Annotated in this window: 34 protein-coding genes; 30 read left to right on the top strand and 4 right to left on the bottom strand. The window is 62.5% G+C overall.

The features are described 5' to 3' along the window. Window positions 1–99: 99 nt before the first annotated feature. The 24 genes from EC845_RS09635 (at window position 100) to EC845_RS09525 (ending at window position 20,085) form a co-directional block, all read left to right on the top strand. Entirely contained in the window at window positions 100–591 is a 492-nt protein-coding gene (locus tag EC845_RS09635) for a head completion/stabilization protein (RefSeq protein ID WP_123297585.1), read from the top strand. A 2-nt stretch (window positions 592–593) separates the two neighbouring features. Further along, the gene (locus EC845_RS09630; RefSeq protein WP_123297583.1) at window positions 594–806 is read left to right on the top strand and encodes a tail protein X; all 213 of its coding nucleotides are present in this window, start codon (window positions 594–596) and stop codon (window positions 804–806) included. A 6-nt stretch (window positions 807–812) separates the two neighbouring features. After that, the gene (locus EC845_RS09625; RefSeq protein ID WP_123297581.1) at window positions 813–1,151 is read left to right on the top strand and encodes a hypothetical protein; all 339 of its coding nucleotides are present in this window, start codon (window positions 813–815) and stop codon (window positions 1,149–1,151) included. After that, window positions 1,141–1,677, top strand: coding sequence for a glycoside hydrolase family protein (locus EC845_RS09620; protein ID WP_123297579.1), 537 nt, complete (start codon window positions 1,141–1,143; stop codon window positions 1,675–1,677). The genes EC845_RS09625 and EC845_RS09620 overlap by 11 nt, the downstream gene beginning before the upstream one ends. Next, on the top strand, window positions 1,674–2,270 hold the full coding sequence (locus tag EC845_RS09615; protein WP_123297577.1) for a lysis system i-spanin subunit Rz: 597 nt from the start codon (window positions 1,674–1,676) through the stop codon (window positions 2,268–2,270). Before EC845_RS09620 ends, EC845_RS09615 begins: the two co-directional genes overlap by 4 nt. Beyond that, window positions 2,267–2,563: a DUF5658 family protein gene (locus EC845_RS09610; protein ID WP_123297575.1), complete on the top strand. Its 297-nt coding sequence runs from the start codon at window positions 2,267–2,269 to the stop codon at window positions 2,561–2,563. The genes EC845_RS09615 and EC845_RS09610 overlap by 4 nt, the downstream gene beginning before the upstream one ends. A 10-nt stretch (window positions 2,564–2,573) precedes the next feature. Continuing rightward, on the top strand, window positions 2,574–3,032 hold the full coding sequence (locus EC845_RS09605) for a phage tail protein (RefSeq protein WP_123297573.1): 459 nt from the start codon (window positions 2,574–2,576) through the stop codon (window positions 3,030–3,032). Then, the gene (locus EC845_RS09600; protein ID WP_123297571.1) at window positions 3,032–3,493 is read left to right on the top strand and encodes a phage virion morphogenesis protein; all 462 of its coding nucleotides are present in this window, start codon (window positions 3,032–3,034) and stop codon (window positions 3,491–3,493) included. Before EC845_RS09605 ends, EC845_RS09600 begins: the two co-directional genes overlap by 1 nt. Window positions 3,494–3,582: 89 nt before the next feature. Further along, window positions 3,583–4,275, top strand: a complete 693-nt coding sequence (locus tag EC845_RS09595) for a phage baseplate assembly protein V (protein WP_123297569.1) — start codon at window positions 3,583–3,585, stop codon at window positions 4,273–4,275. Beyond that, window positions 4,272–4,610, top strand: a complete 339-nt coding sequence (locus EC845_RS09590; RefSeq protein ID WP_233597998.1) for a GPW/gp25 family protein — start codon at window positions 4,272–4,274, stop codon at window positions 4,608–4,610. The genes EC845_RS09595 and EC845_RS09590 overlap by 4 nt, the downstream gene beginning before the upstream one ends. Beyond that, window positions 4,607–5,506 carry a baseplate J/gp47 family protein gene (locus EC845_RS09585; protein ID WP_123297566.1) on the top strand — a complete coding sequence of 300 codons (900 nt, stop codon included), beginning with the start codon at window positions 4,607–4,609 and terminating at the stop codon, window positions 5,504–5,506. Before EC845_RS09590 ends, EC845_RS09585 begins: the two co-directional genes overlap by 4 nt. Then, complete coding sequence (locus EC845_RS09580) at window positions 5,503–6,186, top strand: phage tail protein I (protein ID WP_123297564.1); 684 nt, start codon at window positions 5,503–5,505, stop codon at window positions 6,184–6,186. The genes EC845_RS09585 and EC845_RS09580 overlap by 4 nt, the downstream gene beginning before the upstream one ends. Beyond that, on the top strand, window positions 6,183–9,656 hold the full coding sequence (locus tag EC845_RS09575) for a hypothetical protein (RefSeq protein WP_123297562.1): 3,474 nt from the start codon (window positions 6,183–6,185) through the stop codon (window positions 9,654–9,656). Before EC845_RS09580 ends, EC845_RS09575 begins: the two co-directional genes overlap by 4 nt. 658 nt (window positions 9,657–10,314) lie before the next feature. Beyond that, window positions 10,315–10,872 (top strand): type II toxin-antitoxin system MqsA family antitoxin, encoded by a 558-nt coding sequence (locus EC845_RS09570; RefSeq protein ID WP_123297560.1) that lies wholly within the window; start codon window positions 10,315–10,317, stop codon window positions 10,870–10,872. After that, window positions 10,865–11,284, top strand: a complete 420-nt coding sequence (locus EC845_RS22140) for a hypothetical protein (RefSeq protein WP_148077276.1) — start codon at window positions 10,865–10,867, stop codon at window positions 11,282–11,284. Before EC845_RS09570 ends, EC845_RS22140 begins: the two co-directional genes overlap by 8 nt. 540 nt (window positions 11,285–11,824) lie before the next feature. Continuing rightward, the gene (locus EC845_RS09565; RefSeq protein WP_123297558.1) at window positions 11,825–13,225 is read left to right on the top strand and encodes a phage tail protein; all 1,401 of its coding nucleotides are present in this window, start codon (window positions 11,825–11,827) and stop codon (window positions 13,223–13,225) included. Window positions 13,226–13,227: 2 nt separating this feature from the next. Then, complete coding sequence (locus EC845_RS09560; protein WP_123297556.1) at window positions 13,228–13,602, top strand: phage tail protein; 375 nt, start codon at window positions 13,228–13,230, stop codon at window positions 13,600–13,602. Window positions 13,603–13,606: 4 nt separating this feature from the next. Beyond that, on the top strand, window positions 13,607–14,803 hold the full coding sequence (locus tag EC845_RS09555) for a phage tail sheath subtilisin-like domain-containing protein (protein ID WP_123297555.1): 1,197 nt from the start codon (window positions 13,607–13,609) through the stop codon (window positions 14,801–14,803). Between the two features lie 59 nt (window positions 14,804–14,862). Continuing rightward, window positions 14,863–15,372, top strand: a complete 510-nt coding sequence (locus EC845_RS09550) for a phage major tail tube protein (protein WP_123297553.1) — start codon at window positions 14,863–14,865, stop codon at window positions 15,370–15,372. A 66-nt stretch (window positions 15,373–15,438) separates the two neighbouring features. Beyond that, on the top strand, window positions 15,439–15,804 hold the full coding sequence (locus EC845_RS09545; RefSeq protein WP_123297551.1) for a phage tail assembly protein: 366 nt from the start codon (window positions 15,439–15,441) through the stop codon (window positions 15,802–15,804). 8 nt (window positions 15,805–15,812) lie between these two features. Beyond that, window positions 15,813–15,932 carry a GpE family phage tail protein gene (locus tag EC845_RS09540; protein ID WP_123297549.1) on the top strand — a complete coding sequence of 40 codons (120 nt, stop codon included), beginning with the start codon at window positions 15,813–15,815 and terminating at the stop codon, window positions 15,930–15,932. Window positions 15,933–15,944: 12 nt separating this feature from the next. Further along, on the top strand, window positions 15,945–18,482 hold the full coding sequence (locus EC845_RS09535; protein WP_123297547.1) for a phage tail tape measure protein: 2,538 nt from the start codon (window positions 15,945–15,947) through the stop codon (window positions 18,480–18,482). A gap of 11 nt (window positions 18,483–18,493) precedes the next feature. Then, entirely contained in the window at window positions 18,494–18,934 is a 441-nt protein-coding gene (locus tag EC845_RS09530) for a phage tail protein (protein ID WP_123297545.1), read from the top strand. Then, window positions 18,931–20,085, top strand: a complete 1,155-nt coding sequence (locus EC845_RS09525) for a contractile injection system protein, VgrG/Pvc8 family (protein WP_123297543.1) — start codon at window positions 18,931–18,933, stop codon at window positions 20,083–20,085. Before EC845_RS09530 ends, EC845_RS09525 begins: the two co-directional genes overlap by 4 nt. Here EC845_RS09525 and EC845_RS09520 read toward each other — a convergent pair. From EC845_RS09520 to EC845_RS09505, 4 genes are all read right to left on the bottom strand, one after another. Then, window positions 20,068–20,529 (bottom strand): SLOG family protein, encoded by a 462-nt coding sequence (locus tag EC845_RS09520; protein ID WP_123297541.1) that lies wholly within the window; start codon window positions 20,527–20,529, stop codon window positions 20,068–20,070. The two genes, EC845_RS09525 and EC845_RS09520, sit on opposite strands and share 18 nt — an antisense overlap. Then, entirely contained in the window at window positions 20,529–20,876 is a 348-nt protein-coding gene (locus tag EC845_RS09515; protein WP_123297540.1) for a hypothetical protein, read from the bottom strand. The genes EC845_RS09520 and EC845_RS09515 overlap by 1 nt, the downstream gene beginning before the upstream one ends. 114 nt (window positions 20,877–20,990) lie before the next feature. Then, a complete protein-coding gene (locus tag EC845_RS09510) occupies window positions 20,991–21,596 on the bottom strand; it encodes a TetR/AcrR family transcriptional regulator (protein ID WP_123297539.1) in 606 nt (201 codons plus the stop codon). Window positions 21,597–22,050: 454 nt separating this feature from the next. Beyond that, window positions 22,051–22,386 (bottom strand): helix-turn-helix domain-containing protein, encoded by a 336-nt coding sequence (locus tag EC845_RS09505; protein ID WP_123297537.1) that lies wholly within the window; start codon window positions 22,384–22,386, stop codon window positions 22,051–22,053. A 78-nt stretch (window positions 22,387–22,464) separates the two neighbouring features. On the opposite strand from EC845_RS09505, the gene EC845_RS22135 reads away from it, so the two are divergent. The 6 genes from EC845_RS22135 (at window position 22,465) to EC845_RS09475 (ending at window position 25,222) form a co-directional block, all read left to right on the top strand. After that, window positions 22,465–23,079 (top strand): hypothetical protein, encoded by a 615-nt coding sequence (locus tag EC845_RS22135; protein WP_148077275.1) that lies wholly within the window; start codon window positions 22,465–22,467, stop codon window positions 23,077–23,079. Between the two features lie 42 nt (window positions 23,080–23,121). After that, window positions 23,122–23,331: a hypothetical protein gene (locus EC845_RS09495; protein ID WP_123297533.1), complete on the top strand. Its 210-nt coding sequence runs from the start codon at window positions 23,122–23,124 to the stop codon at window positions 23,329–23,331. A gap of 37 nt (window positions 23,332–23,368) precedes the next feature. Further along, window positions 23,369–23,578, top strand: coding sequence for a hypothetical protein (locus tag EC845_RS09490; RefSeq protein WP_123297531.1), 210 nt, complete (start codon window positions 23,369–23,371; stop codon window positions 23,576–23,578). Between the two features lie 65 nt (window positions 23,579–23,643). Continuing rightward, the gene (locus tag EC845_RS09485; protein WP_123297529.1) at window positions 23,644–23,838 is read left to right on the top strand and encodes a hypothetical protein; all 195 of its coding nucleotides are present in this window, start codon (window positions 23,644–23,646) and stop codon (window positions 23,836–23,838) included. Next, the gene (locus EC845_RS22810; protein WP_123297527.1) at window positions 23,835–24,530 is read left to right on the top strand and encodes an ogr/Delta-like zinc finger family protein; all 696 of its coding nucleotides are present in this window, start codon (window positions 23,835–23,837) and stop codon (window positions 24,528–24,530) included. The genes EC845_RS09485 and EC845_RS22810 overlap by 4 nt, the downstream gene beginning before the upstream one ends. 98 nt (window positions 24,531–24,628) lie before the next feature. After that, the gene (locus EC845_RS09475; protein ID WP_123297525.1) at window positions 24,629–25,222 is read left to right on the top strand and encodes a hypothetical protein; all 594 of its coding nucleotides are present in this window, start codon (window positions 24,629–24,631) and stop codon (window positions 25,220–25,222) included. Window positions 25,223–25,284: the final 62 nt, after the last annotated feature.

Here is a 25,284-nt window from a genome sequence, read left to right as displayed (position 1 = left end):
CCCCGGTGCCGGGCGGCTCGCCGTGCCGCGTGAAAGGTTAGGTCCTCACCACAACGCACGGCGACCACCGCCCCCCTATTCCTCAACCGACGCCCGACCATGTCCTTGATCGCAAACGGCCCGCCCCTGGTCGTGACCTCGCCGTCCGAAGACCCCAGTCCGCTGGGCACGCTCAACGCTGGCCCTGTCTGGCCTGTCATCGACCTGGCCAAACTGCGGGACACCGTGGCCCTCGACGGCGCGGTGACAGCCGAGCGGCTCACGCACGCGGCTACCACCGCTGTGGCCAGCGTCGTCCAGGACCTGGCCACCTGGTGGGCCACGCAGTCGGCCGCCGGCCATGCGACGCTGGCGGACGTGCCGGCGCTGGCCATCAATGGCCAAAGCGTGAAGGTCGGCCAGTTCGAGACGGCGGTCTACGCACTGACTCGGGCGTCGCTGCTGGAACGCTATGCGGGCATCGAGGCCACCGGCCGGGCCAACAACGGAGCCGAGATCCGCGCGGCCCAGGCAAACGAGCTGCGCCGCGATGCCTTCTGGGCCGTGCGTGACATCCAGGGCACCGCTCGCATGACCTCGGAGCTGATCTAGCCATGCCGGTCACGGTCATCGCCCGCCAGAACGACACCGTCGACATCCTGTGCCGCCGGCATCTGGGTGTGACGGCCGAGGTGACGGAAGCGACCTACGACCTAAACCCTGGCCTGGCTGCCCTCGGCCCGTTCCTACCCCTGGGAACGCGCGTGGTGCTGCCAGACCCACCGACTGCCACCCCGAAAGCCAAAACCGTGTCCCTGTGGGACTGAAACACCATGTCCAAAGAACTCGACCTGATCGAACGCTTAGACGCCCTGGTCCCGAGCCTGGGCAGCAAGATCGCAACCGGTGTGACCGTGGCCGGTGGCGCGACGGCCAGCGGCGGCCAATGGCTGCTCTCCAGTGACCACGTTGCCTGGTTGGGCATCGCCGTGGCCGTGGCCGGATTCATCGTCAACTGGATCTACAAAGCTCGTGAACTGCACATCACCCGCACCGTGCGGATGGCCCAGGCAGCCCGGGACGCTGAGGCGCACGAAGCTGAACAGCGTCGCAAGGACGAACAGCACCGGGCAACGATGGATCAGATCACAGGAGGTGGCCATGTCCGCTAAGGTGCGCGTGGCCATTGCGGGCCTGACCCTGAGCGCTTCGGCTTTTGTGGGCATCGCCATCCGCGAGGGCTACACCGACAGCGCGATCATTCCCACCCGGGGCGACGTACCCACGGTGGGTTTCGGCAGCACCGTGCGCGACGACGGCAGCCGCGTGCAGATGGGCGACCGGACCACGCCCGTGAAAGCGCTCCGCACCGCGCTGATCCACGTCCAGCGGGACGAACCGAAGATCCGCGCGTGCATCGGCCCCGAGGTCAAGCTCCACCAGGCCGAGTACGACATCTACGTCGACCTCGCCTACAACATCGGTACGTTCAACTTCTGCACGGGCGGCAAGGCTGGTCGCACCTCGACCATCGTGCTGCGCCTGCGCGCCGAAGACTACGTCGGCGCGTGCAATGCCATCCCGGCATGGAAGTTCGCCGGCGGATATGACTGCTCCACGCCGGGCAACAAGATTTGCGGCGGCGTGTGGACGGATCGCCTGCGGCAGCAGGCCGAGTGTCTGAGGGCCGCTTCATGAAACTCGCTCAATGGCTGATCGCGGCCGCAGTCATCGCCGTCCTCACAGCACTGGCCTGGGGCGCGCATCGCGTCGACGCTGCCGGATACGCCCGGGGCCAAGCAGAAACGCAGATCCTCTGGAATGCCGCGCAGGACCGTGTCGACCAGGCCACCGCCCAAGCGCTTGCCGACGCGCTGGTCGCTCGAGATAAAGCCCAACGTCAGGCCACCGATCTGCGCCTGGAGCTCGAAGACATCAACACCCGCCATCAGGAGGAAATGACCCGTGAGAAAAACGCTCAAGACGCTTTCATTGCTGGCGTGCGCGCTGGCCGTATCCGCCTGTCAGTCCCCACCCGGCCAGCCGCTGGCAGTGGCGCCGGTGCCTGCCAGCCTGCTCTGCCCGCCGCCGCTAGAAGTACCGGCACTGCGCCTGACGAAGCGAGAACCGAACTTGACCCGGCGACTGGTGCAGACCTTGTCGCCATCACCGACAGCGGAGACGACGCCGTCCGTGACCTCAACCTCTGTATCGACAGTTACAACGCCGTCCAGCGCGCCCTGACCAAGGCCCGCCAGGACTGGGAAACCCAAAGACAGGAAGCCCCATGATTTATCTCTACATCCTCTTGTGCGTGCTCAACCTCGCCGACATCTACACCACGCAGCGCATCCTCGGTCGTGGCGGGTCTGAGCTCAATCCGCTCATGGCGAAGCTGTTCGCCAGGGTCGGGGTTCTGCCCGGCCTGCTGCTGGTGAAGATTCCGCTGGTGGCCGGCCTCGGCCTGCTGATGTTCCTCGGCGGCCTGCAGGGCCGGTACTGGCTGCTGCTGCTCGGCGCGGCCTGCGCGGTCTACCTCTACGTGCTGTGGCACAACCTGCGCGAGATGCGCAAACAGCGCTGATCGGCAGCCGGTGAAGAAGCTCCACGCTCTGCGGGCATTCCTGGCCCAGGCCATGCCCGAATACACCACCGATCCGCAGCGGCTCAAGGTGTTCGCCGACCAGGGCACGCTGGTGGCCAAGGGCACCGCCTCTCTGTCCTTCGCGTACCGGTACACGGGCACCCTGGTGCTGCTGGACTTTACCGGCGACGTGGACAAGGTGTCCGTGCCCGTGCTCGCATGGCTGAGCAAGCATCAGCCTGACATCGCGCTCAACAAGGAACAGCGGGAACGCGCCGTTCGCTTCGAAGCCGAATTCATCGACGCGAAGACCATCGACCTCGTGATCAAGGTCGACCTGGTCGAGAACGTCGCCGTGCATGAAGATGTGGTCGACGGCCAGCGGCGTCTGCGCACCGAGCACCTGGGTGAAGTGACGCCAGCCGCGTCCGGCTCCGGCACCACCTGGGTCGTGGCGGGGCCGTACTGATGGCCGACGCCCTCGACGATCTGGCGGGCTGGGCCTCGCCGCTGCTCGAGAACCTGGGCCCGGCGGCACGCAAGGCGGCCATGGCGGAGATCGCCCAGGCGCTGCAGCGCAGCCAGAACCACCGCATTGCCGATCAGCGCAACCCGGACGGCAGCCCCTTCGATCCGCGCAAGCCGCGCACCCGGGACAAGGCCGGCCGCATCAAGCGGATGTTCGAAGGGCTGCGCAAGGCCCGCTACCTCAAGCGCTCGGCCACCACCACCACCGCGACCGTGTCGTTTGCCCCCTTCGTCAGCCGCACGGCCCGGGTCCACCAGTTGGGCCTGCGCGACCGCGTCGACTTCCGCAACCCCAAAAGCCCCGAGGTGCGGTATGCGCGGCGCGAACTGCTGGGCGTCACCGATGCGGACCGCGATCTGATCGCCGACATCATCCTCAAGCACGCCACCGGCGGCGCATAGCCGCCACACCGGCGGGGGGCTTTCCGTACCCGCCACCAGCACACGCGCAATAGCTCGCGCACGCGCGGAGCCATCGGCACATTGGGGGCATGAGTCAAGACCAAGCCCTCTTCAACGCCGAAGTTCAGCGCCTGCTGAACAACGTGGTGCGCGAGGGTGTCATCAGCCAGGTGGACTATGGTCGCGGGCATGGTGCCTGGGTGCGTGTACGCCTTTCCGAAGAGCGAACCAGCGACTGGCTGCGCTACGCAGAACATCGCGCCGGCAGCACCCGTACCTGGAACCCGCCCACTATTGGCGAGACGGTGATCGTGCTGGCCATCGGCGGCGATCCGAAAAACGCGCGTGTATTCGGCGGCTTCAACACCGACGACAACCCAGCCCCCACGCTCGACCCCAACAAGACCACCGTCGTCTACCCGGACGGTGCCGTCGCCGAGTACGACCACGAGGCGCACGCCCTTGCCATCACCTTGCCCGCAGGCGGCACGGCTGCGATCACCGCACCGGCCAGCGTCGTCATCAAGACCGAGGTGGCCACCATCGACAGCCCCCAGACCACCCTGACCGGGCACTGCACGGTCAAGGGGACGCTGACCTACCAGGGCGGCATGAAGGGCAGCGGCGTGGCAGAAGGCGCTACGTCATCGGCACAGATCGAGGGCACGCTGACCGCAAGCGAAGACCTGATCGCCGCCGGCGTCAGCACGGTCAAACACACCCACGGCGGCGTCGCCTTCGGCAGCCAGCAAACCGCCCAACCCACCCCGACCGAACCATGATGAACGCGACTACCGGCCGGCGCATGTCGCTCGCCGATCACATCAGCCAATCGATCCGCGACATTCTGACCACGCCCATCGGCTCGCGTGTCATGCGCAGGCCTTACGGCAGCCTGGTGCCCTCGCTGGTCGACCAGCCGGCCACCGCCTCCAATCTGCTGCGACTGCAGGCCGCTGCCGTGCAAGCCGTCATGAAGTGGGAACCTCGCACATCGATCCGCCGCGCCCGCGCTGTGCTGGGGGAATCCGGTGCCTGCACGTTCTACATCGAGCGTCTCGACCAGGGCGCGTTTGCAGTGACCCAGCAGACGGTCAGCATCGGAGGGACGGCATGATCGATCTTTCCCTGGTGCCCTCGCCCGATGTGCTGGAAGCTCTGAACTACGAAGACCTGCTTGCCGTGCGCAAAGCACGGTTGATCGCCGCAATGCCGGCGGATCAGCGGGCGGCAGTGACAGCCACCCTGGCACTCGAATCCGAGCCGCTGACCAAGCTGCTCGAAGAAAACACCTACGAGGTGATGGTGCTGCGGCAACGCGTCAACGACGCGGCTCGCGCCGTCATGCTCGCGCACGCGGTCGGCACGGATCTGGACAACCTGGCGGCGAACCTCGGCGTGCAGCGCCTGGTCATCACGCCCGCAGACTCCGACGCCGTCCCGCCGACCGACGCGGTGATGGAATCCGACGCAGACCTCCGAGAACGGACACTGCTGAGCTTGGACGCGTACGCCACTGCGGGCAGCTCAGCGAGCTACAGGTTCCACGCTAAGTCTGCCTCGGGCCAAGTGCTCGACGTATCGGTGGAGTCTCCGACGCCGGGTTATGTCACGCTCTACGTCCTATCCCGAACCGATCAGGGCGAAGCCAGCGAGGACTTGCTTGCCGCAGTCACAGCCGCCTTGAGCTCGGAGACCGTTCGGCCGCTCACGGATCAGGTGACCGTGCTGTCTGCCAGCATCGTCACGTACACCATCGAAGCCACGCTATACATCGACCGGGGCAGTGATCCGACCGTGGTGCTGGACAACGCGGTGACAGCCGCCCAGGCCTATGCCGACAAGGTGCATCGCCTCGCTGCTGGGGCCAGTATCAGCGGCATCTACCGGGCCATTCACCAGCCAGGTGTGCTGCGGGCCGAACTGTCGACGCCGGCCGCCAACGTCACGGTGTCCGCTGGTCAGGCGGCGTTCTGCACGGCCATCACGCTCACGCCGGTTGTCGAGCCATGACGCAAGCGACACTGCTGCCCCCGAATGCGACGGCGCTTGAACGCGCTGTGTCGGCGCTAGGCGTGGACGTGCGGAACATCCCCGTTCCGCTGCGCACCCTGCACGATCCATACCAGTGCCCCGCCAAGCTGCTGCCGTGGCTGGCCTATCAGGTCGCCGTCGACGAGTGGGACGAAACGTGGACAACCCAGGTCAAGCGCGACGTGATCGCCCAATCCATCCCGCTCAAGCGGATCAAGGGCACCTATGGCGCCGTGCAGCGTGCTGTGTCTGCGCTCGGTATCTCGGCCACAGTTCAGGAGTGGTATCAGCAGGCCCCTGCCGGCGCACCCTACACCTTCCGGCTCAACATCGAAGCCGACCAAGTCGGGTATGACCAACGTCAGCTATCGCGGATCGTGGGCGTGGTCGACCAAGCCAAGAACCTGCGCAGCCATCTGACGGGCATGTCGCTGTCCATTCGCAGCACGAGCGGCTTGCGCAAGGCATCTGCCCCGATGGCTGGGCAGGAGCTGACCGTGCAAGACGGCACGCCTCGCTATGACGACGGAATCAGCGCCCTCGATCTGCTGGTTGACGGTGCCGTCAACGGCTACGACGCCACGGGCGATGCCGTTGACGAACTGACCGACATCTTCCTATCCATGCCGACCCGGCTTTCCATTCCGACCGATCTATGACCAACCCTCTCAACGGCAAAGTTGCCAACTTCGGGAAAAGCGTGGATGTGCTCGAGCAGTTCATGACTGCACCGGCAGGCGACGTCGAGTTGCCAGACGGCAGCGCCATTCCCAACCTGCGCAAGCTCAACGAAGACATGCGCGAAAGCGGCGCGGTCGGTCAGGTGATGGCAGCCGCCCGCATTGCCGAGAATGCGGCCATCACCGTGACGGACGAGATCAATCCACAGAACAGCAAAGCCGAAGGCTTGACCAACACCCCGGAAGGCGGGATCTTCACGATCCTTCCGGGCGGTGTGGACAACCTCACGCGCACAACCAAGTTCCGCAAGAACAATGGCTTGGCGGTCAAGGTCACAGACACTGCCTCCGGCTCTGAGCACGACGACCTGTCGTCGACCACCGCCGGCGTGGCCAGCGTGTTCGACAGCCCCAACCTCTTCACCGACACCGACTTCACCAAGATGGCCGAAGGCGCGGCCAACGGGACCGACCCCGAGGGCTACTTCTTCAAGACCACCAGTGCATTGCTGGACAAGGCCACCACAGCCGACGGACGGCCTGCCCTGCGTCTGCGCAAGACTGCCGCTTCGCCCAACACGCTCTACACCTGGTCGCAGGCGCTGACCGCGCTGGAGTTCGCCGCAGCAAGCAAGTTTTCGGTGTCGCTGCTTCTGGAACCGGGCAGCATCGTGGCAGGCAACACGTATGTGTTCCTCAAGCAACTCGACAACACCGGAGCGGAGATCCCAACCACAGGTGTGACGGTACAGGTGCCGGCTGGCATCCTGACGGCAAAGCTCCCGATTCGATTCGCTGGCCAGACGGTCCACGCGGACGCGCGGCGCATTCAGGTCTCCATGTCGAGCACGTCTGCCGCGCTCGACGTGATGCACAGCAGTGTGCTCGTGGCCGCTGGCACCAATGCCAACTTCCGGCCCGCGTCAGCCAAGGCCATCGACAAGCGGGCCAGCGTGGTAGCCGCTGCAGCAGTGGTGCCCGAGACCCGAGCCCGGCAGCGCCTGCGCAATCGAACGGCGGGCCTGAGCGAGGTATTCGACCAGCCCAGCGTGTTCATCGACCGCGACTATGCCAAGACCGTGGCGGCTGCCGGCAGCGACAGCAATGGCGACATCTACACCAAGACCTCGACGGCGGTCCTGGCCGTGGCCACCAACCCGGACGGTCGGCCCGCGTACAGGCTCACGCGCATCGCGGGCACACCCGAAGCCGTGCAGTACTGGCGCTTTTCATTCAACCGCCTGGGCGTGGCCGTTGGCGAAAAGTTCAGCGCGCATGTGCGCATCGACGGCCTGGTCGAAAACAGCGCCTGCCGGGTGATGCTGGTCCAACGCACGGCTGCCGGCAGCGAACTGATCGACGCACGGGTAGCCATCACGCTGCCGAACGGGGCGCTTGAAAGCGAACCGGTCAACTTCGCCGGCGTGACACGCTATCCGGACATGGCCACTGTTGAGGTCTATGTCGGCATCGGTGCACAAGGACCGAACTCAGCGCTCACGGTGTCCGAGCACACAGCAGCCGCGGGCACCGTGGCGGACTATCGACCGTCAACCGAAAAGGCCTTCAGCGCCAAGCTGGCCGACTGGCGGGCGGCCGGCAGCGTGGTCGGCAAGACAGAGGTCGGCAACACGCTTGCCGCCCTGGTCGAGCAGCCCAACCTGGTCAACAACGCATGGATTGAAACCGTGGGTCAGGGTGTCGGCTCGGCCCGGCGCGAGACGGTCACGGTCGACGGCCAGCAGCGCGTGCGGGTCTACTACTCCACTGGCGAATGGGCGCTGATCTATCCGCGCTCGAAGTTCCCATCCGGCAAGATCGCAATGTGCGGCACGCTCGCGGCACGGTCTGCAGTGGCCAATGGCCGGGTGCTGGTCATGCAGCGCGACGCGGCGGGCGTCGAGGTCCCGAACACCCGCGTCACCATGACATTCGGCAGTCCTCTGGTGCTGCCGACGGCGTTTGACGCTGTCACCGATCTGCATCCGAACTGCGCCAATGTCTACCTCTACCCGTCGGCCAACACCGGCGCGGTGGCCGAGGATTGGGCGGAGTACGTGCACGTGCTGCTGTCCGATGGGGCCAATGCCGCCTATCGGCCAAGTCTGGCCACTGCCAGCGCCCAGGCGGCGACCGTCGCCGAGGTGGCATACACCGGCAACGATTCGACCGGCAACGGCACCGTCGCGGCCCCCTATCGAACGCTGAATCGTGCGCTGGAAGCGATCTATGGCAATGGCCGCATCAACATCGCGCACTCCCTGCTCTACGGCTCCGAGATGCGCGTGACGCCCGGCAAGGTCAAGGGCCATGTCAGCATCTACGGCGAGTGGAAAGACGGCGCCTATCCGCTGATCCGGATGGCTGCGCCCATCACTGGCTGGACCAAGACGCCGGGTCGCACCAAGATCTACCAGGCGCAGGTGGCGGGGCTGCCCAGCCTCGAAGACTTCAACTGGGCCTATCAGGACGGCGTCAACGATCCGCGCTATCCGATTGCGAATGAGCACCGGCAGCCCGAGCATCGCGGTCGCACACATGTGCTCGTGGGCATGACGATGTTGGTCAAGCCGACCGCTTATCTGGTCCTGGCCAATGCGTTGACGGAAATGGATGCGGCAGCGGGCGACAACCCGATGGCCACGGTCGATCCTGTGGCGGGGACCATCTATGTGACGTGCGTCGGGGGTGTCGCACCTACCGAATCCAACATCTACTTGGACGCAACGGTCGGGCTCGTCAGCGCCGCCACCATGCGCAGCGCCGGGACCATCGAGGTATTTGGTTTGGAAGTCCGGTACGGCGGCGTCGACCTCCGGCCGTTCCGTCACGCCCACGTCGACGAGCTGATTGTCAAAGGCGCACGCAACAACGGTGTGGACTACAGCTCGCTCAGCTTCGGTTGTCTGGAGATCGGTGCGGCTGGTTCGCGGTCGGGGTCTGTGGGGGATGGCCTCAACGGCCATGCCCGCTCCATCGCCTATGGGCGCATCCTCTACACGTACTTGGTGCGCGATGATGGATGGTCCGGCCACGAAAATGACGCAACCCACATCATGGGCGGCCTAGCCGAATACAACGGCGGCACGGCACTTTGCCCGAGCTATGGCTGCAATGCCATCATCGAGAACTACCGCTCATTCCGCAACCAGCGGCGCGGCGCGCAGCACAAGGCGTTTGCCTTCTACGTGCACTTTGACCCGGCTGCAAGCGACTACGGCGTGGCGACCGTGGGCCTGTTCAAGAACTGCACGTCCATCGAGGACGTAGCGTCTTTCGGTGACAACTCGCCAAACCGTAAGTCGTTCCTGACGGCCATGGAATGCAAGTCCATTCGCCCAAGCGCGGTGGCGTTCGACTGCTACAAGATCATGGACTGCACTCAGGTGGGTGCACCGCTGGCAAAGACAATGAAGGTCGCAGTCCACAACTCACAAGTCGTAATGTGAGCCGCCCCTGCTGAGGTCATTGAATTTCCTTAGGATGTGTAGCTTCCGCACATTCCGCGCGTACTAGTGCCTCAGACTTACAAGCTTCGATTCATGCTGCTGGATCTTCAGCAATGCGCTACGATTTGCTGCACGCGCTGGGGAGGGTCTTGACTTCTTCTTCTGCGGCCTACAAATTGCTCAACTTACCTTGGTGGTAACATTGCAAGTCCTCTCCAAGTACAACGACTCACCTCCGACACGAGAGACCTGGGAGTCAAGTCGTTCGGATCTGTCCGGCCCTCTATATGAACTCGAATCGGTGATCAGCATCGCTTCTAAGCCGGGAAGTGTATCGCTGGCAACTCGCAAAGCTATTCGCGATGCGCGGGCATTCCATGGTACTAGCGGGGCGAATTATGACTCTGACGAAGCATTCGTAGCTCAGCTCATTTGTGAATTAGACAAAAATGACTATCGCGAATCCGTTTGGTGCGAAACTGGTCGCTCGGGTGGTGTTGCCGCATGCGATGTATACAGGCTAAACAGAGAAGAAGAACACCTTTACCCAAAATACGAGGTAAGAGTGGTAAATGTTGAATACTATCTGAAATTTGCTATTGGGAATTTAGGTAACGTAATTCTAACGGTATCCATACACCCCTAATGGAATTAAACTATGAATAAAATAAATGCTTGCCCATTTTGCGGCTGCGGCGAATCAACAGAATTTGTTTTCGACGACGAACAAATCATCGGCGGGTTAGCTGCCAAAATTCCACTGCACATGCGGCAGTGTTCAAACTGTGGATCCGAATTCACCAGCGAAGAGGATTCACGAAAAAATCATCGCGCACTAATTGCCCATAAACGCAGGACATTAGACTTTGTCACGGCGAAACGAATTCTTGCGCTCCGTAACAAGTACGGAATTACACAAAAACAGGCAGGGCAAATTTTTGGCGGCGGTCCTGTCGCATTCTCTAAATATGAAAGAGATGAACTTTGCCAGTCGGAGCAAATGGATCGACTATTGGTGGGAGCGGAAGAATTTCCTGCCTTCTTTGCTCTCCTGTGCCGCCGGGCAAATGTACACGTCGAAGGTGTGAATGTGCTGAAAGGGCGAAGCGAGATGAGCACTACAACTGATGCAGAAAGTAACGCAAACCTTACCTCACATAGTTATTACCCAAAAATTCATCGCCAACACGTTGACTCGAGAGTGAAACATGGATAATCCGATTCGACCGAAGCTCGACACATTCAGGTTGGTCTCTGCAACTATCAAAAATGTTGACAACATGCACCTGAAGCATCGGGCATGGTCTTTTGTCATCGACTCGGAATTTGCATTTGGAGCACTCTTCCATGAAGATAAGCCAGCGAGAATCACACTAAACATCAACATTAGTATAAATGGGACTCCATCCGACGATGGAGAAGGCACTGCTGAATTTAATGCACACTACCAAGTAGGATTTGAAGTACCTATCGAATTCAATCAAGAAGAAATCGACACAGCCATGGTGAAGGATGACAATCTACAGCACCTCTTAGCATCTCAAGCATACCTACTCTGCATAAGCGATTTGCGTGGCATGGTGCAAAATGCGGGATTCGACCCAAAAGCAATTTCGTACACCTATTAAATCAACATAGATCGCAATGCATGTAGCCTAACGAAATTGCACTACGATTCAGCGGCTACAATGAAAATTCCAAGCCGGCCAATTACCACAATTAAGATGTGATTTGCTTCGCCAATATCACCCATTAGATGAACATAAGGGCGTCTAGGCAGTCCATGCACACCTTTTACAAGGCAAAACGAGAAATCGACTATCAAGTCGGAGATCTGAAGCGATAAATGCAAGTGATGCATCACTGCTGGTGACATCAAGTTGGCGATACCTGATCGAATAGGATCATTACATCATGCAAGGGCGGATCAACCTCTTTTCAATTGGTGCTCCAGTAGCCCTCCTTACTTCGCGACAAAGTGAGTCGCCAGCACTTTAGCCATGCGTTTAGTCAGAATTACCAAAAGGCATTTGTTGGCGGTTCGTGGAGTGCTCGAGAATACTCACCCCGAAAGGTTACTGTAGTTACTCGACACGATTGATCCGTACCCGCCGCCGCCACACTAAAAGAAGCTCGCGCCCGCGCGATTCCTTTGGCACATTGGGTGCATGGCTTTATACGCAAGCATCCACACCACTCTCGGCCTGCGAGAAATCGCACGGGCCGAAGCTACGTCCAGCCAGATCAACCTGGTGGAGATGGTGTTCGGCGATGGCGGCGGCAATCCGGTCGAGGTCAGCGAAGCCATGACCCACCTGGTGCGCGAACGCTACCGCACCACTATCAACCGCATCTACCAGAACCCCGACGACTCCACGCAGTTCATCGTTGAAGGCATCATCCCCGCCAGTGTCGGCGGCTGGACCGCCCGCGAAGGCGGGGTCATCGACTCCAACGGCAATCTGTTCATCGTCTCCAAGCTGCCGGACAGCTATCAGCCGCTGCCATCCGAAGGCGCCTTCAGCGACACCACGCAGCGCTTGGTGTTCCAGGCACTGAACGCCGACAGCGTTACGCTGATCGTCGACCCCAATGTTTCGGTGGCAACTCAGAGCTGGGTCATCAACTACACCACCGGGGGCAACGTGTTCCCCGGCGGCACCACCGGCCAGATCCTGACGAAAACCGGCAACGCCGACGGCCAGGCTGAATGGCGAGACCCGGACGGCATCACCGTGAGTGTCGACGTGATCGAGGAACCCCAGGTGCTGGCCGCTGGCCAGACCGTTGTGGATCTGGCGCTCACGACCAGCCGGGGCCTGGCCATCTACATCGAGGGGCTGCGTCTTCGCCGCGATCAGTGGACGCCCGACCCGGATATCGAAACCCGCTTGACCCTGGCCACCAGCTACCCCGCCGGCACGCGACTCACCGCTGCGCAAAACGAGCCCACAGGAAACGCGCCCACGCCGCTGGAGCGCGACAAGAACCTGTCGGATGTGGCCAACAAGGCCCAGGCCCGTGCCAACCTCGACGTACCCAGCCGGGCCGAGGCCAATCGGGCCGGGCCCATCGGCATGCCAGCCCGCTGGCCCACCGGCAACATCCCCACGGGCTGGGTCATTCGCAACGGCGCAGCGCTCAGCCGCACGGCCTATCCCGAGCTGTTCGCCGTGTTGGGCACTGCCTATGGCGCGGGCGATGGCTTCAACACCTTCAACGTGCCGCAGGACTGCGGCGGATTCGACGGCAACGCGGATATGGGCCGTGGCCTGGACCCGGCCATGACGGTCGGGGCATGGCTCACCAGCCAGAACAAGGACCACATTCACGCCGGAAGGACACGAGGCGCAGGCGCACACAACCATCGCGTCCGTCGCGGGACCACCAATGCCCAGGGAAATGCGGGTCAGGGCGGCGAAGAAATCAGCAAGTCTGATCGCTTCATGATCGAGTTCTACAGCGACAGCGTCGAAGACCACGAGCACGACTTCGAAACCAGCCGCAACGGCGGCACGCACGCACGCCCCAACGTCCGGGCCTACGTGCCGATCATGAGGGCCTACTGAGCATGGCCAACCGCAAACCCGTATTCCAGCTCACCCGGGCCGGCCTGTTCAACGATGTCGTGCCCGCACTCGAGTCTGAGCGAGAACCCGGCATGGATGTCTGGCACGTCCCCATGGGCGCGGTCGAACGCCCCATGCCTGCGGACTGGATTCGCATAACCCCGACCGATGGCGGCTTCTACCTCTGGCTGGCCGCCTGGCCGGCTGACCAATGGCCGCGCTTCAACGGCAATGCCTGGGAGCTGGTGAACCGCCCCGTGCAGCCACAGGAGCCGACCGCAGCCGAAAAGCTCGCCGCACTCATCGCCGATGACCCCAGGGTCGCCGACCTCATCGCAGCCCTCGCCAACTCTCAAACCCCCTCTCAGGAGCAATAGCCCTATGGCTTACGAATACCATCACGGCGTCCGCGTCTTCGAAACCACGGCCGTCGGCGCAGCGATCCGCATGATCTCGACGGCCATCATTGGCCTGGTGGCCACCGCGCCCGCCGCCGACGCCGAGGCTTTCCCCCTCAACGTGCCGGTGCTGCTCACCAACCCGGCCGGTGCCGTCGGCAAGGCCGGCGCAGGCGGCACGCTCGCCAAGGCGCTGCAGCAGATCGGCGCGCAGACCCGTGCCGTGGTCGTGGTCGTGCGCGTCGAGGCCGGTGCCACGCCGGCAGACACCACCTCCAACGTGGTCGGCACCACCACTGCCACCGGCCAGCGCACGGGTATCCAGGCGCTGCTGTCGGCGCAGAGCGAGCTGGGCGTCAAGCCCCGCATCCTGGGCGCGCCGGATCTGGACACCAAGACCGTGGCCAACGCCCTGGCCACCGCTTGCCAGTCGCTGCGTGCGTTCGCCTATGTGGCGGCTCGTGGGGCAGACGGCATTGCCGTGGCCCAGACCAAGGAAGAGGCCACCACCTACCGCGATGAATTCGGCCAGCGCGAGCTGATGGTGCTGTGGCCCCGCTTTCTGTCGTGGGACACGGCCACCAGTGCCGTCGTCGAGTCCAGCCCCGTGGCCTACGCCATGGGCCTTCGCGCCAAGCTCGATCAGACCATCGGATGGCACAAGTCGCTTTCCAATGCGGTCATCAACGGCCCCGAGGGCATCAGCACGCCGGTGTTCTTCGACCTGCAGAACCCCGAGAGCGACGCCGGCTATCTGAACGGACTGGAAGTCACGACCATGATCAACCAGGCCGGCTACCGCTTTTGGGGCAGCCGGACGTGCGAGATGAAGGGCGGCAAGTTCCCGTTCGAGAACTACACCCGCACCGCGCAGATCATGGCCGACACCATCGCCGAGGGGCACATGGCGTTCATCGACCAGCCCATGACGCCGACCCTGGTCAAGGACATGCTGGCCTACATCAACAAGCTGTTCCGCGACATGGTCAACAGTGGCCGCATCGTCGGAGCCACGGCCTGGTTCGACCCGGATCTGAACGACGCCGCCAGTCTCGCTGCCGGGCAGTTGCTCATCAGCTACGACTACACGCCCACCCCGGGACTCGAGAACCTCATCTTCGAACAGTCCATCACCGATACCTACCTCGTGCAGTTCGCCGAGGCCATTGCCAGCGCCTGATCGCCCAGGCCGGTCCCACGCGGGGCCGGTCAGGCCCCCCAACCTAACGGAGCACCACCATGGGCTTGCCCTTCAAACTCAAGAATTTCCTGCTGTTCAAGGACGGCACCAACTTTCAAGGGGAAATCGAATCCGTCACGCTGCCCAAGCTCACCCGCAAGGTCGAGGAGTGGCGCGGCGGCGGCATGAACGGTCCTATCGAAGTGGATCTCGGCCACGAGAAGCTGGAGATGACGTTCAACGCCGGCGGCCTGATCAAGGTCGGCATCGCGGCCTTCGGGGCGACCACGCACAACGCCAATCAGTGGCGGTTTGCCGGGGCCTACGACAACGAGTCCGGAACCATCATGGCCGTCGAGGTCCATGTGTCCGGCCGCCTGCGCGAGCTGGACATGGGCGAAGCCCAAGCCGGCGAGGAAACCAGCCACACCCACGCCATCAGCGTCAGCTACTACAAGCTGGTGATTGACGGTGTCGACACCATCGAGATCGATGTGCCCGGCATGGTGTTCAAGGTCGAGGGCGTCGACGCATACGCGCAGGTTCGACGCGCTATCGGCCTGTCCTGAAACGCATTGCTTTGAACCACGCCAGTTCTGGGCGTGGTCCCTTTTACCTCCATTGCCTGAATCGAAATGTCCACCAGCACCGCCACCCCTTCCGCCGTCCCCAGCGCTGACGTCACTGCCGACAGCACGCCTGCAGCGGAGCTGCATCCCAACACCGTGGTGCTCGATTTCCCGGTCATGCGCGGCACCGAAACGATCAAGTCCGTCACCCTGCGCAAGCCCAACGCCGGCGCACTGCGCGGCATCAAGCTGACCGAGCTGCTGCAGATGGATGTCGGCTCCCTGCAGCTCCTGCTGCCGCGCGTGACCACGCCGACCCTATTGCGCCACGAGGTCGAGGGCCTGGACCCCGCTGACCTGACCGCGCTGGGCACGGAGCTGGTGAGTTTTTTCGTGCGGCGGAGTATCCGCGAGGAATTCCAGACCACGTAGAGGACGGCATGGCCGATCTGGCCACCGCCTTTCACTGGCGGCCAGCGGACATGGACGATATGCCGCTGTCCGAATTGATGGAGTGGCGAGAACGTGCCCGCATCCGCCTCAACCCAGAAAAACGATAGTCACCCACCACCATGGCAAACCCGCTCAAGCTCGAAATCGTGATGTCCATGGTGGACAAGGTGCTCGCCCCATTGCGCGGCGTGGACAAGCAGTCCAAGCAAGCCGCCGAATCCCTGCGCGAGACGCGCCGCACGCTCAAGGCGCTCGACGATCAACAGGCCAAGGTCACCGGCCTGATGAAACAGCAGGAGGCCTACGCCAAGGCCAGCAATGAGCTCAAGATCAACAAGGCCTTGCTCGACGGTGCGGTCAAGGCCGGGACGGCATCAGCCGCGGAGATCGCCAAGCGAGAACGGGCCATCGTCAAACAAACGGCGGCTCTGCGCGACCAGCAGCAGAAGATGATTCAGATGCGGTCTGCAGCGGCCGCTGCCGGCGTCGGCGTAGGCAGCCTCGCCGGTCACCAAGCCCGGCTGCAGGCCGAAGCCGCGAAGACGACGGCGAACCTCAAGACGCAGACCGATGCGCTGCGCCGCCTGGGAGACCAGCAGCGCAAGACCGCAGCCATCCGAGAGCAGCACGGCCGCAACATGGCCATGGCTGCGGGCGTGGGCGGTGCGGGCGCGGCTGGCATGGTCACCGGCCGGGCCATCGCCCAGCCGGTCATTCGCTCGCTGGGTGCCTTCAGCGATCAGGAGAACTCGGCCACCCAACTGCAGGCCAGCATGATGCAGGCCGACGGTAGCGTGCCCGAAGAGTTTCAGCGCATCACCGATCTGGCCATGCGCCTGGGGGATCGGCTGCCCGGTACGACGGCAGAGTTTCAGGAGATGATGACCATGCTGCGCCGGCAGGGTCTGAGCGCGCAGACCATCCTGGGCGGCACAGGCGAGGCCGCAGCCCTGCTCGGCGTGCAGTTGCGCATGCCCGTGACCGAAGTGGCCGAGTTCTCGGCCAAGATGCAGGACGCCACCCAGACCACCGAAAAAGACATGCTGGGTCTGATGGACATGATCCAGCGCACCTTTTACCTGGGCGTGGACTCGGGGAACATGCTGCAAGGCTTCACCAAGATGTCGCCGATTCTTAGCGTGCTCAAGAAGAAAGGCCTGGACGCTGCCAACACGCTGGCCCCTCTGCTGGTGATGATGGACCAGTCCGGAATGAAGGGAGAGTCGGCAGGCAATGCGATTCGAAAAGTGTTCGACGCCGGCCTCGATGCCAAGAAAATGGGCAAGGCAAACGATGCCCTCAAGGGCGCGAAGGCCGGATTTGAGCTCAGCCTGACCGACAAAAAGGGCAACTTCGCAGGCATGGACAACCTGTTCCAGCAACTCGAAAAGCTCAAGAGTATCGAGAGCGACACCGTCCGCAAGACTGTGATCAAAGAATTGTTCGGCGACGATGCGGAGACCTTGCAGGTGCTCAACACGTTGATGGACAAGGGTCGTGCTGGTTATGACGAAGTCCTGTCGAAAATGAAGGCCCAGGCCGACCTGCAGCAGCGTGTCAATGTCCAGCTCGGCACGCTCTCCAATGTGGTCGAGGCTGCACAAGGCACCTTCACCAATGTGATGGCCAGCGTCGGTGCAACGGTCGCGGGCGACGCAAAGGGCATCGTCGACTGGCTGGGCGAAATCTCTGCAGGCATCGGTGCGTGGGTCCAAGAAAACCCGGCGCTCACCGCTGGCATCACGCGCGTGGTCGCTGTCCTTGCCGCACTCTATGCGGGCCTCGGCGCTGTGATGCTGGCCCTGGCCGGGCTCGCCGCCCCGCTGCTGATCATGCGTCTGGGTTTTGGCATGCTCGGCGTGCGCCTGCCCGGCATCATCACCCTGGTGCGCATGCTCGCCATGGGCTTTGTGCGCCTGGGCATTGCCCTGCTGACCACCCCCATCGGCTGGTTTGTGCTGGCCGTCGCCGCCTTGGCTGCCGTCGTGTTCGCGGTGTACAAGAACTGGGGACCGATCAAGGCGTTTTTCTTGGACATCTGGAACAGCCTGAGCACAGGTGTTGCCGCGCTGCCCGGAATCTTTGTCGCGTGGTTCGCTCAGGTGTTCGCATTCATGGCCACCCTGCCGACGAAGTTCGGGCAGTTCGGCGTCGACATGATGCAAGGCCTCATCAACGGCATCACCGGCGCACTTGGCGGCGTGCGCGACGCCATTACAGGCGCGGCGTCGTCTGCAATCACCTGGTTCAAGGACACGCTGGGCATCCGCTCGCCGAGCCGCGTGTTCATGGCCGCCGGCGTCAACGTGGGCGAAGGCGCGGCGCAAGGCATCCAGAGCACCCAGGGCATGCTGCGCAATGCCGCGCTGGGCATGGCTGCCGCCTCAGCTGTCGCGTTGCCCGCCATGGCCGCCGCCGGCATCGAGGCGCCCGGCCCGGGCCTGCGTCCTGCGCGCATCGACAACCGGCCCGCCATGTCTGCCGCCGCCCCCCGAGCACCGATCACCGTGCAGGGCGACACCATCAACCTGCACATCCACGCCGGCCCCGGCATGGACGAGATGGCCATTGGCCGCATCGTCGCGGACAAGCTCCAACAACTCGAGCGCGCCAAAGCGGCCCGGGTCAACAGCATGTTCATCGACTCCAACAACTGAAAGCCACCGTCATGATGCTTTGCCTGGGGCAATTCGTGTTCTCGCTGTCCACCGCCTCGTATCAAGAGCTGCAGCACCGCACGAGCTGGAAGCACCCCACTCAATCCCGCGTCGGTGCCCGCGACGCCTCCCAGTTCGTCGGTGCCGGTGAAGAAACGATCACCCTCAACGGCAGCATGGTCCCCGAGTTCGCCGGCGACCCCGAGTCGCTCGACACCCTGCGCGCCATGGGCAACCTCGGCCACGCCTGGGCACTGGTCGAGGGCTCGGGCATCACCTATGGGGCATTCGTGATCACCGACCTGCAGGAGACAAAAAGCTATTTCCTGAGCGACGGACAGGCCCGCAAAATCGAGTTCACCCTGTCGCTGCGACGCACCGATGAAGATGATCCGATTGGCGACGTGGACCGCGTGGCCAGCCTGTCGGACGGTGCCGAGGCCGTGGCATGAGCGACATCGCCGATATCCAGAAAACCCTGGCATTGGCCCAGTCGCGGGGCGGTCGAGGTCGACGGCCGGCGGGCAACCTGCGGCCGGCATGGCGCGTCACGGTCAAGGGGCGCGATGTGTCTGCCCGCCTCGCTCCCCGCCTGGTCAGCCTGTCGATCACCGACAACCGCGAGAACGAAGCCGACGAAGTCGAGATCGTGGTCAGCGATCACGACGGCGCGCTTGAGCTGCCCGAAACCGGGGACGAGCTGACCGTGGCCATCGGATGGAAAGCCAATGGCGTCGACCACGTGACCGGCACCTATGGCCAAGCCGGCGCGGCAGATTTCCCTCTCGGTCTGGTCGACAAGGGCAGCTACACCATCCAGGCCGTGGAATACAGCGGCACACCCGACGTGATCACCATCCGCGCACGGGCCGCAGATCTGCTCGACAGTCTGCGCAACCTCAAGGATCGCAGTTGGCACAAGACCACCGTGGGCGCCGTCGTCCGGGCCATCGCGTCGCAGAACAAGCTGACCGCCATCGTCGCGGCCGAGATCGCCAAACGGACCCTCGATCATGCTGATCAGGCCGACGAGTCCGATGCGTCGTTCCTGCGTCGGCTGGCCCGACAGTTCGACTGCCTGTGCAACGTGAAGAACGGGCGGCTGTTATTCAGCCAGGCCCGGGCCGCCAGAACCCCCAGCGGCACAGCCTTGCCGCCGGTGCGCATCGTGCGCAGCGACGGCGACAGCCACCGATACGCGCGCAGCGACCGTGATGCCTATAGCGGGGTCAAGGCGTTTTACAACAGCGCCAAGGGTGGCACGCGCAGCAGCGTGGTGGCGGGCATCAGCGGCCGGGCCAAAACGCTGAAGCACACCTTCGCCAACAAGGCTGATGCACTCGCTGCCGCGCGGGCCGAGTGGCTGCGAATTCAGCGGGGGATTTTCTCGTTCGATATAACGCTGGCCTATGGCCGTGCGGACCTGATGCCGCAGCGGCCCGTCGTCGTCAGTGGCTACAAACGGCAGATCGACGAAACCGCCTGGATCATCACCGACGTGCGGCACAGCCTGAGCAGCAGCGGCTATTCCTCGACCATCACGCTGGAGACGCTGCAGGCCGAAGGAATCGAAGGCGAAGAGGACTCAGCCGCCGTTGAATGACGGCGTATAGCTGAGCCTGGGGTATGGCTCCCAAACGCTAACCCCCACATCCCTGGCGTGTTTGGCGATCCGCGCAGTGTCATCACCCCCAGGAAATCGGACGACCAGATTAGGGCGCTGCTCTGCCAGGATCCAGTCCCGCCAGTTGCTCCTAGTGGAGGCATTTCGGCGTGAGTCGTGCTCGAACACATACTGCTGTACACCCTTGCGAAACGCCCACTCGCCAGCCAACCTTTCGGCACCTGCTTTTGATGTCCGCGTCAGGACCCACACGTGGCGCCGGTAGTAGACCTTGTCCAGTGCGGCAAAGACCCGTTCTTTGTCCAGAAAGCTCTCGCCACCACACACCCAGATACGCGCCGCCAGCGGTATCGCCGGTGGGCCGAAGTACTTGCGCCCCGAACCATCACTGGCGAGAAGCTGTGGCAGAGAATTGCTCGACATCAGAACGGCACGATCTCGAAGTAGGCGTCCACTGGATCGCCTAGGCCTCGGAAACCGGCTGCACGGGCCTTTTCGTAGGCTCGCGCCCACTCGGCTGCGCGGTGCACTTCTTCAAGGCTCAAATCGGCCTCAACGCTTTCGTGAGCTGCCAGAAACGCGTCATAGGACGGCAGCACCTGATCGGGTCCGCCCAGCTCGCGCGATGCCGCGACCATGAAGCGGGACTCGGCTGCATGGGTCTGGTCTGGGTCAAGCCCAGGGAAGTCGTGCAGGACGACGGAAAAGACTGTGGAAATGCCGTTCATGATGGCCTCAATGCTGTATTTAAATACAGTATAAAAGGCCATTCACTGGGCGCGTGAAAAAAATAAGATGCGCAGGAAGTGGCTGGAGAAACGAGCCTTAGAAAAGGCCCAGCAGTCCTAGACCGATGGCGGCAAAAATAGGAGTACCCAATTTTTTCAGTGTTGCCCGTAGGCCGCGAGAAATGCTGTAACAGCACGCGAAGCCGCCGCCTCCAACGCTTCTTCGGTGGGCTCGCCAACCGCTCGAAGAAGAAATTTGAGCAGCAATTCAGACTCTAGAAGTCCCCCAAAATGATGGGCTGCGATCCCAGCATTGGCCTGCCTAAGCTTGCCATCGCTCATGAGTGCAGTGAGCACACCAGCAATGCGAGTTTCGTAAGGCTTGACGACTTGTTCATACACCGTAGAGCCGACCTCACCTGTGGGGGTCGAAAACGCGAGCCTTCGCAAAGCTTGAAAGCGTGGAGCATAGAGAGTCTTGAGGAACGAGACTCCGAAGCGCTGCAAAAATGCGCTGGCGGATTCGTTTTGCTCCCTGGTTTCCCACACCATGTTTGACGCCTCTTGGGCAGTCGCATCAAGCAGCGCTTGCACGAACAGATCGTCCTTGGATGGGAAGTAGCTGTAGAGCGTGCCCTTGGAGCACCCTGCGCGTTCGCGTATGTCTTCCATGGACGTGCGGTCGTACCCACGTTCCATGAACACCGTCACTGCTGCCGCGACAACCTCGGCTCGCTTTGCTTCTGTCTTAACTCGCACCATGACTTCTTTTTCGGACTGATTGGTTCGATTTTAGGCTTCAGTGATAGAGTTCAATAACGAACCACTCGGTTCGATATTGATGAACGGAGCCAAGATGTCTACAGACTCAAAGAAAGTGAAGCCCTACGGCGCCCCACGCATCTGGGAAAGCATGCATGCACCTATCGTCGTGCTGCCAGTCGTCATTGGCGGAAGCCTTCTCCTGTGGGCTCTCGTCAAACACCTACTCGTAGGCTAGAGAGCGCAGTCAGTGCAGAGGAGGTTGAGTTGGCCTCCCCTCGTCCATGCGTGCAGACCAGAGGCGAATAGTCCACACAGCAGGCGTGATGGCATCAGCCATCAGCCTTCCAATCCGCGCCCAGCGAAGCGCTGCACGAAATCCCGAGCAAACACGCACCAACGGATTGCGTGCCAAGTCCACCAGGCTGCCGGCAAACCGGCCAGCAACCACCATCTATGCAGCCTTCTTGGCAGCCTTCGATTTCGAGAGCGCAACTAGCACCCTCCGCGCTGCATCGCGCCCCTCTTCATCCGCGTTTTCGTAGTTATCGAGCAGCGCGGCCTGCTCGGGTGTGAGTGTCGAGACAGGCGTGCGAAGGCCTGTCAGCAAATAGCCAACATCCACACCCTTTGCAGCCACCGCCTCCAAATAGCTTGAATCAGGCTTTCGTGTGCCTTTTTCGTAGGCAAGTTGAGAGTGCTTGGTGACACCGCCAATCACTCCCAGTTCTTCCTGATTCAGCCCGAGACGCTTGCGCTCCTCCAACAATCGCTCAAAAAAAGTCGACATTCGTTTCACAAAAGCATTGACAGTGAAACATTCGTGGACAACAATCCACGTAACACTTAACAAACGTCCACATCGTACATGACCGACATGCCCGCTTCAGAGCTCAGCAAGCCGTGGGGAGACCTCGACGCTTGTGCTCAGCGTTTAGTTGGAAGCTCGTATGAAAAGGGCTTAGACGTAGATGCTGATGAACTTCCCCTGGGAGAGGCCACCCGTCTCGTTGTGAAGACCATGGTTCAACAACGCTTCGTTGAGAGCGCGAAGCTCTCGTGCACCGCTGGCCTCCACGAGACGGTAAATCACGCCCGCCTCATTTTTGATGGCCAAGGGGAAGATTTGCAGGGCACGGACTCCTGCCGCCCGGTGTTTGGCGTGTGCATCCAGAATGGCCAATATGTGTTCGTCATCCACCCGAACGTCTACACCTTCGATGAGCTCTGTGAGCATGGTCTTCTTTCTGTTGATGATGTGTTGGTCCTAACCCATGCAGCCAATCGCGTCAGGCGCCAATCGAACCGCATCCAACTTCGCCAGCAACGTGAGCGTCAAGCGCGTGAACAAGGCTTGGACCCGGCTGCACCAGAGGTCGCACGATGGATCAAAAAAAGCCGAAGTGCAGCCGATGCGGCTACCGAGATCCTTGGCAGTCAAGCAATGCCCAAGGCAGCACAACGCAAGCCGCCTACGGCGTGACGTTAGGACACCCTCTCCTAAATTGATACCGAGGCATCGTACATGAGCACCACCACCGCATCCCCGTTGGGGAAAGCCGTGCGCACGGCCGACGACATCGTCTATCTGCGTATGTCCGCTGAAGACAAAGCCGAAGCCAAGGAATTGGCAGCTGCAGAAGACCGCACCACAGCCAGTTTCGTGCGGGCCATGTACCTGCGCGGCGTGGCCGATTACAAGAACAAATTGGCCATCCTCCGCCAAACTTCCTGATCGCTCCCTCTCTCTCCTTTGCCCGAAGGACCCCCAGATGTACCCCGACCGCAAGCGAATCCGCGACAACCGTCTGACCGTCCGGTTTGACGACTACGAAGAGCAGCTCGTGCGTGCCCTCGCCGCCTATCTGGGCGAACAGCCCACGACGCTGATCCGCGAACTGGCCCTGCGCCAGGCCGAGGAATTGCTCGGCATTCAGCGCGAGCCTGCAGCGCCCGGCAGCGTGCCGCGCAAAACCGCGTAAAGCCAACAGCTCGCCAATCAGCGGCTCGACGCCAGCCACTCCACAGCCAAACGTCTGACGAAAAGATGACGCACCACGAAATCCCTGTATCCGACGCCGAGCACGATGTGTTCGAACGGGTGCGCCGCGAGCAGGGCTTGAGCAGCGTTGCCGAGGCCGTCACGTGGCTGGTTAAAAGCCACCTGCGCAAGTCCACCGAACAAACCACCGGCCGCCGTCGCGGCCCACGTCTTGCTACTTCGAAAGGTCAACAGAAATGAGCGAGGGACATTACATGCGCCTCTCCATCCGTTGCCCGCATTGCGGCAGCAAGACAGTGGCCGAGGATCACAAGCGCGTCGACCGCACGGCCGACATGATCACCTTCCGCTGCAAGAACCACTTGTGCGGCCACGTGTTCAATGCCCGGCTCGAAGCCGTCCGCACGCTGGAGCAATCCCGAACGCCCAGCCCCCTCGTGTCCCTGCCGGTCAGCCGCAACGTGCGGCGCGCTGCGCACCAGCAGGGCATGCTGATGGACGACCTGACGGACCTCGACGAAGAGGCCGCCTATGAGGCCGATGTCTATCAGCCCATTGCCGATTGGCCCGTCTCCTCGCTGTTCGTGGGTCACATGGCCCCGGCCCTGGCGGTCGAGCGCACCCGCTATCGGTACATCTCCATCCGTTGCCCGCACTGCCAGGCCAACGCCCTGGCCATCGACAGCCGCGAGATGTCGCCGACCTTGCGCGAAGTCACCTACCGCTGCCGCAATTACCGCTGCCGGCACGGCTACGTCGCCCAGTTGGAGATCGTCGAAACCGTCAGCCTCTCCAGCATGCCGGCGCGTGACATTCGTCTGCCGCTGAGCCGCCACATCCTGACCAGCAGCGGGATGCTCATGCAGTTGCACGAGCTGCTGATGGCTGCCCAGCCTGTTGCCGACACCGTCGCTCAGGCCCCGCCCACGTAGTCCCCGCGCCGCTCGGCGCAAACCCCCAAGCCCCAAGAAAAACGCGCCTGACAGCAGGCGTGTGGATTCGTTCACCCTTTTTTTGCCCTGGAGTCGCCATGTCCCACACCGCCCGCCGGTTGCGTCGCAGCTACGTCGCCCCGGCCAACATCGAAATTCCCCAGGTGCCCACAGTCACCGACGAAGAACACCGCGCCATGCCGCTGCGCGATCGCGTACTGCTGCAGGAGCATCAGCGCCATGCCGACCGACTGGCCGAGATCCGGCGCGTGGCCGACAAGCTCGCAGCCCTCGACTCCATCGTCCAAGCCGCGCAGGCAGATGGTGCGCACATTGAAATCGGCAGCGTGTCACAGGCCATCGGCCGCTTTGGCAACGCCCGCATCAATGCCGTGCGCTTGAGCGACGGCGATGGCTTCTTCAGCAGCCGCGCCCCACGCGTAAAAAACGCCGTGGCCAATGCGCTGCTCAGCGCAGGCTGGCGAGTCATCTACGCCTCGGCACACGACTCGGGCGGCTCGTGGCTGCGCGACACGGTGGTTTTCATGAAAGGGCACCGAGCCGTGGAAACCCATTGCCTCCGCCAGTGGCTTCTTGACGCCATTGAGGCAGGCCACATCACCGAAACCACAGAGGGCAAGCACCCAGCCAAAAACGAGCCGGTGCCTCTCAACAGCACAGCTGCCGCGTGATCGCATGCATCACTCACCTGTCCCCGCCACGCCAGCCCAGTCCGGTCCACCGCCTTTGTTCG

The sequence above is a fragment of the Comamonas sp. BIGb0124 genome, from assembly GCF_003752175.1.
GTDB lineage: Bacteria > Pseudomonadota > Gammaproteobacteria > Burkholderiales > Burkholderiaceae_C > Comamonas_F.
This window is presented reverse-complemented; position numbering and strand designations above follow the sequence as displayed.

Bases quoted from the DNA above. Each gene is read 5' to 3' on its own strand.
- EC845_RS09635 (WP_123297585.1), top strand. From the start codon at position 100: ATGTCCTTGATCGCAAACGGCCCGCCCCTGGTCGTGACCTCGCCGTCC.
- EC845_RS09630 (WP_123297583.1), top strand. From the start codon at position 594: ATGCCGGTCACGGTCATCGCCCGCCAGAACGACACCGTCGACATCCTG.
- EC845_RS09625 (WP_123297581.1), top strand. From the start codon at position 813: ATGTCCAAAGAACTCGACCTGATCGAACGCTTAGACGCCCTGGTCCCG.
- EC845_RS09620 (WP_123297579.1), top strand. From the start codon at position 1,141: ATGTCCGCTAAGGTGCGCGTGGCCATTGCGGGCCTGACCCTGAGCGCT.
- EC845_RS09615 (WP_123297577.1), top strand. From the start codon at position 1,674: ATGAAACTCGCTCAATGGCTGATCGCGGCCGCAGTCATCGCCGTCCTC.
- EC845_RS09610 (WP_123297575.1), top strand. From the start codon at position 2,267: ATGATTTATCTCTACATCCTCTTGTGCGTGCTCAACCTCGCCGACATC.
- EC845_RS09600 (WP_123297571.1), top strand. From the start codon at position 3,032: ATGGCCGACGCCCTCGACGATCTGGCGGGCTGGGCCTCGCCGCTGCTC.
- EC845_RS09595 (WP_123297569.1), top strand. From the start codon at position 3,583: ATGAGTCAAGACCAAGCCCTCTTCAACGCCGAAGTTCAGCGCCTGCTG.
- EC845_RS09590 (WP_233597998.1), top strand. From the start codon at position 4,272: ATGATGAACGCGACTACCGGCCGGCGCATGTCGCTCGCCGATCACATC.
- EC845_RS09585 (WP_123297566.1), top strand. From the start codon at position 4,607: ATGATCGATCTTTCCCTGGTGCCCTCGCCCGATGTGCTGGAAGCTCTG.
- EC845_RS09580 (WP_123297564.1), top strand. From the start codon at position 5,503: ATGACGCAAGCGACACTGCTGCCCCCGAATGCGACGGCGCTTGAACGC.
- EC845_RS09575 (WP_123297562.1), top strand. From the start codon at position 6,183: ATGACCAACCCTCTCAACGGCAAAGTTGCCAACTTCGGGAAAAGCGTG.
- EC845_RS09570 (WP_123297560.1), top strand. From the start codon at position 10,315: ATGAATAAAATAAATGCTTGCCCATTTTGCGGCTGCGGCGAATCAACA.
- EC845_RS22140 (WP_148077276.1), top strand. From the start codon at position 10,865: ATGGATAATCCGATTCGACCGAAGCTCGACACATTCAGGTTGGTCTCT.
- EC845_RS09565 (WP_123297558.1), top strand. From the start codon at position 11,825: ATGGCTTTATACGCAAGCATCCACACCACTCTCGGCCTGCGAGAAATC.
- EC845_RS09560 (WP_123297556.1), top strand. From the start codon at position 13,228: ATGGCCAACCGCAAACCCGTATTCCAGCTCACCCGGGCCGGCCTGTTC.
- EC845_RS09555 (WP_123297555.1), top strand. From the start codon at position 13,607: ATGGCTTACGAATACCATCACGGCGTCCGCGTCTTCGAAACCACGGCC.
- EC845_RS09550 (WP_123297553.1), top strand. From the start codon at position 14,863: ATGGGCTTGCCCTTCAAACTCAAGAATTTCCTGCTGTTCAAGGACGGC.
- EC845_RS09545 (WP_123297551.1), top strand. From the start codon at position 15,439: ATGTCCACCAGCACCGCCACCCCTTCCGCCGTCCCCAGCGCTGACGTC.
- EC845_RS09540 (WP_123297549.1), top strand. From the start codon at position 15,813: ATGGCCGATCTGGCCACCGCCTTTCACTGGCGGCCAGCGGACATGGAC.
- EC845_RS09535 (WP_123297547.1), top strand. From the start codon at position 15,945: ATGGCAAACCCGCTCAAGCTCGAAATCGTGATGTCCATGGTGGACAAG.
- EC845_RS09530 (WP_123297545.1), top strand. From the start codon at position 18,494: ATGATGCTTTGCCTGGGGCAATTCGTGTTCTCGCTGTCCACCGCCTCG.
- EC845_RS09525 (WP_123297543.1), top strand. From the start codon at position 18,931: ATGAGCGACATCGCCGATATCCAGAAAACCCTGGCATTGGCCCAGTCG.
- EC845_RS09520 (WP_123297541.1), bottom strand. From the start codon at position 20,529: ATGTCGAGCAATTCTCTGCCACAGCTTCTCGCCAGTGATGGTTCGGGG.
- EC845_RS09515 (WP_123297540.1), bottom strand. From the start codon at position 20,876: ATGGCCTTTTATACTGTATTTAAATACAGCATTGAGGCCATCATGAAC.
- EC845_RS09510 (WP_123297539.1), bottom strand. From the start codon at position 21,596: ATGGTGCGAGTTAAGACAGAAGCAAAGCGAGCCGAGGTTGTCGCGGCA.
- EC845_RS09505 (WP_123297537.1), bottom strand. From the start codon at position 22,386: ATGTCGACTTTTTTTGAGCGATTGTTGGAGGAGCGCAAGCGTCTCGGG.
- EC845_RS22135 (WP_148077275.1), top strand. From the start codon at position 22,465: ATGACCGACATGCCCGCTTCAGAGCTCAGCAAGCCGTGGGGAGACCTC.
- EC845_RS09495 (WP_123297533.1), top strand. From the start codon at position 23,122: ATGAGCACCACCACCGCATCCCCGTTGGGGAAAGCCGTGCGCACGGCC.
- EC845_RS09490 (WP_123297531.1), top strand. From the start codon at position 23,369: ATGTACCCCGACCGCAAGCGAATCCGCGACAACCGTCTGACCGTCCGG.
- EC845_RS09485 (WP_123297529.1), top strand. From the start codon at position 23,644: ATGACGCACCACGAAATCCCTGTATCCGACGCCGAGCACGATGTGTTC.
- EC845_RS22810 (WP_123297527.1), top strand. From the start codon at position 23,835: ATGAGCGAGGGACATTACATGCGCCTCTCCATCCGTTGCCCGCATTGC.
- EC845_RS09475 (WP_123297525.1), top strand. From the start codon at position 24,629: ATGTCCCACACCGCCCGCCGGTTGCGTCGCAGCTACGTCGCCCCGGCC.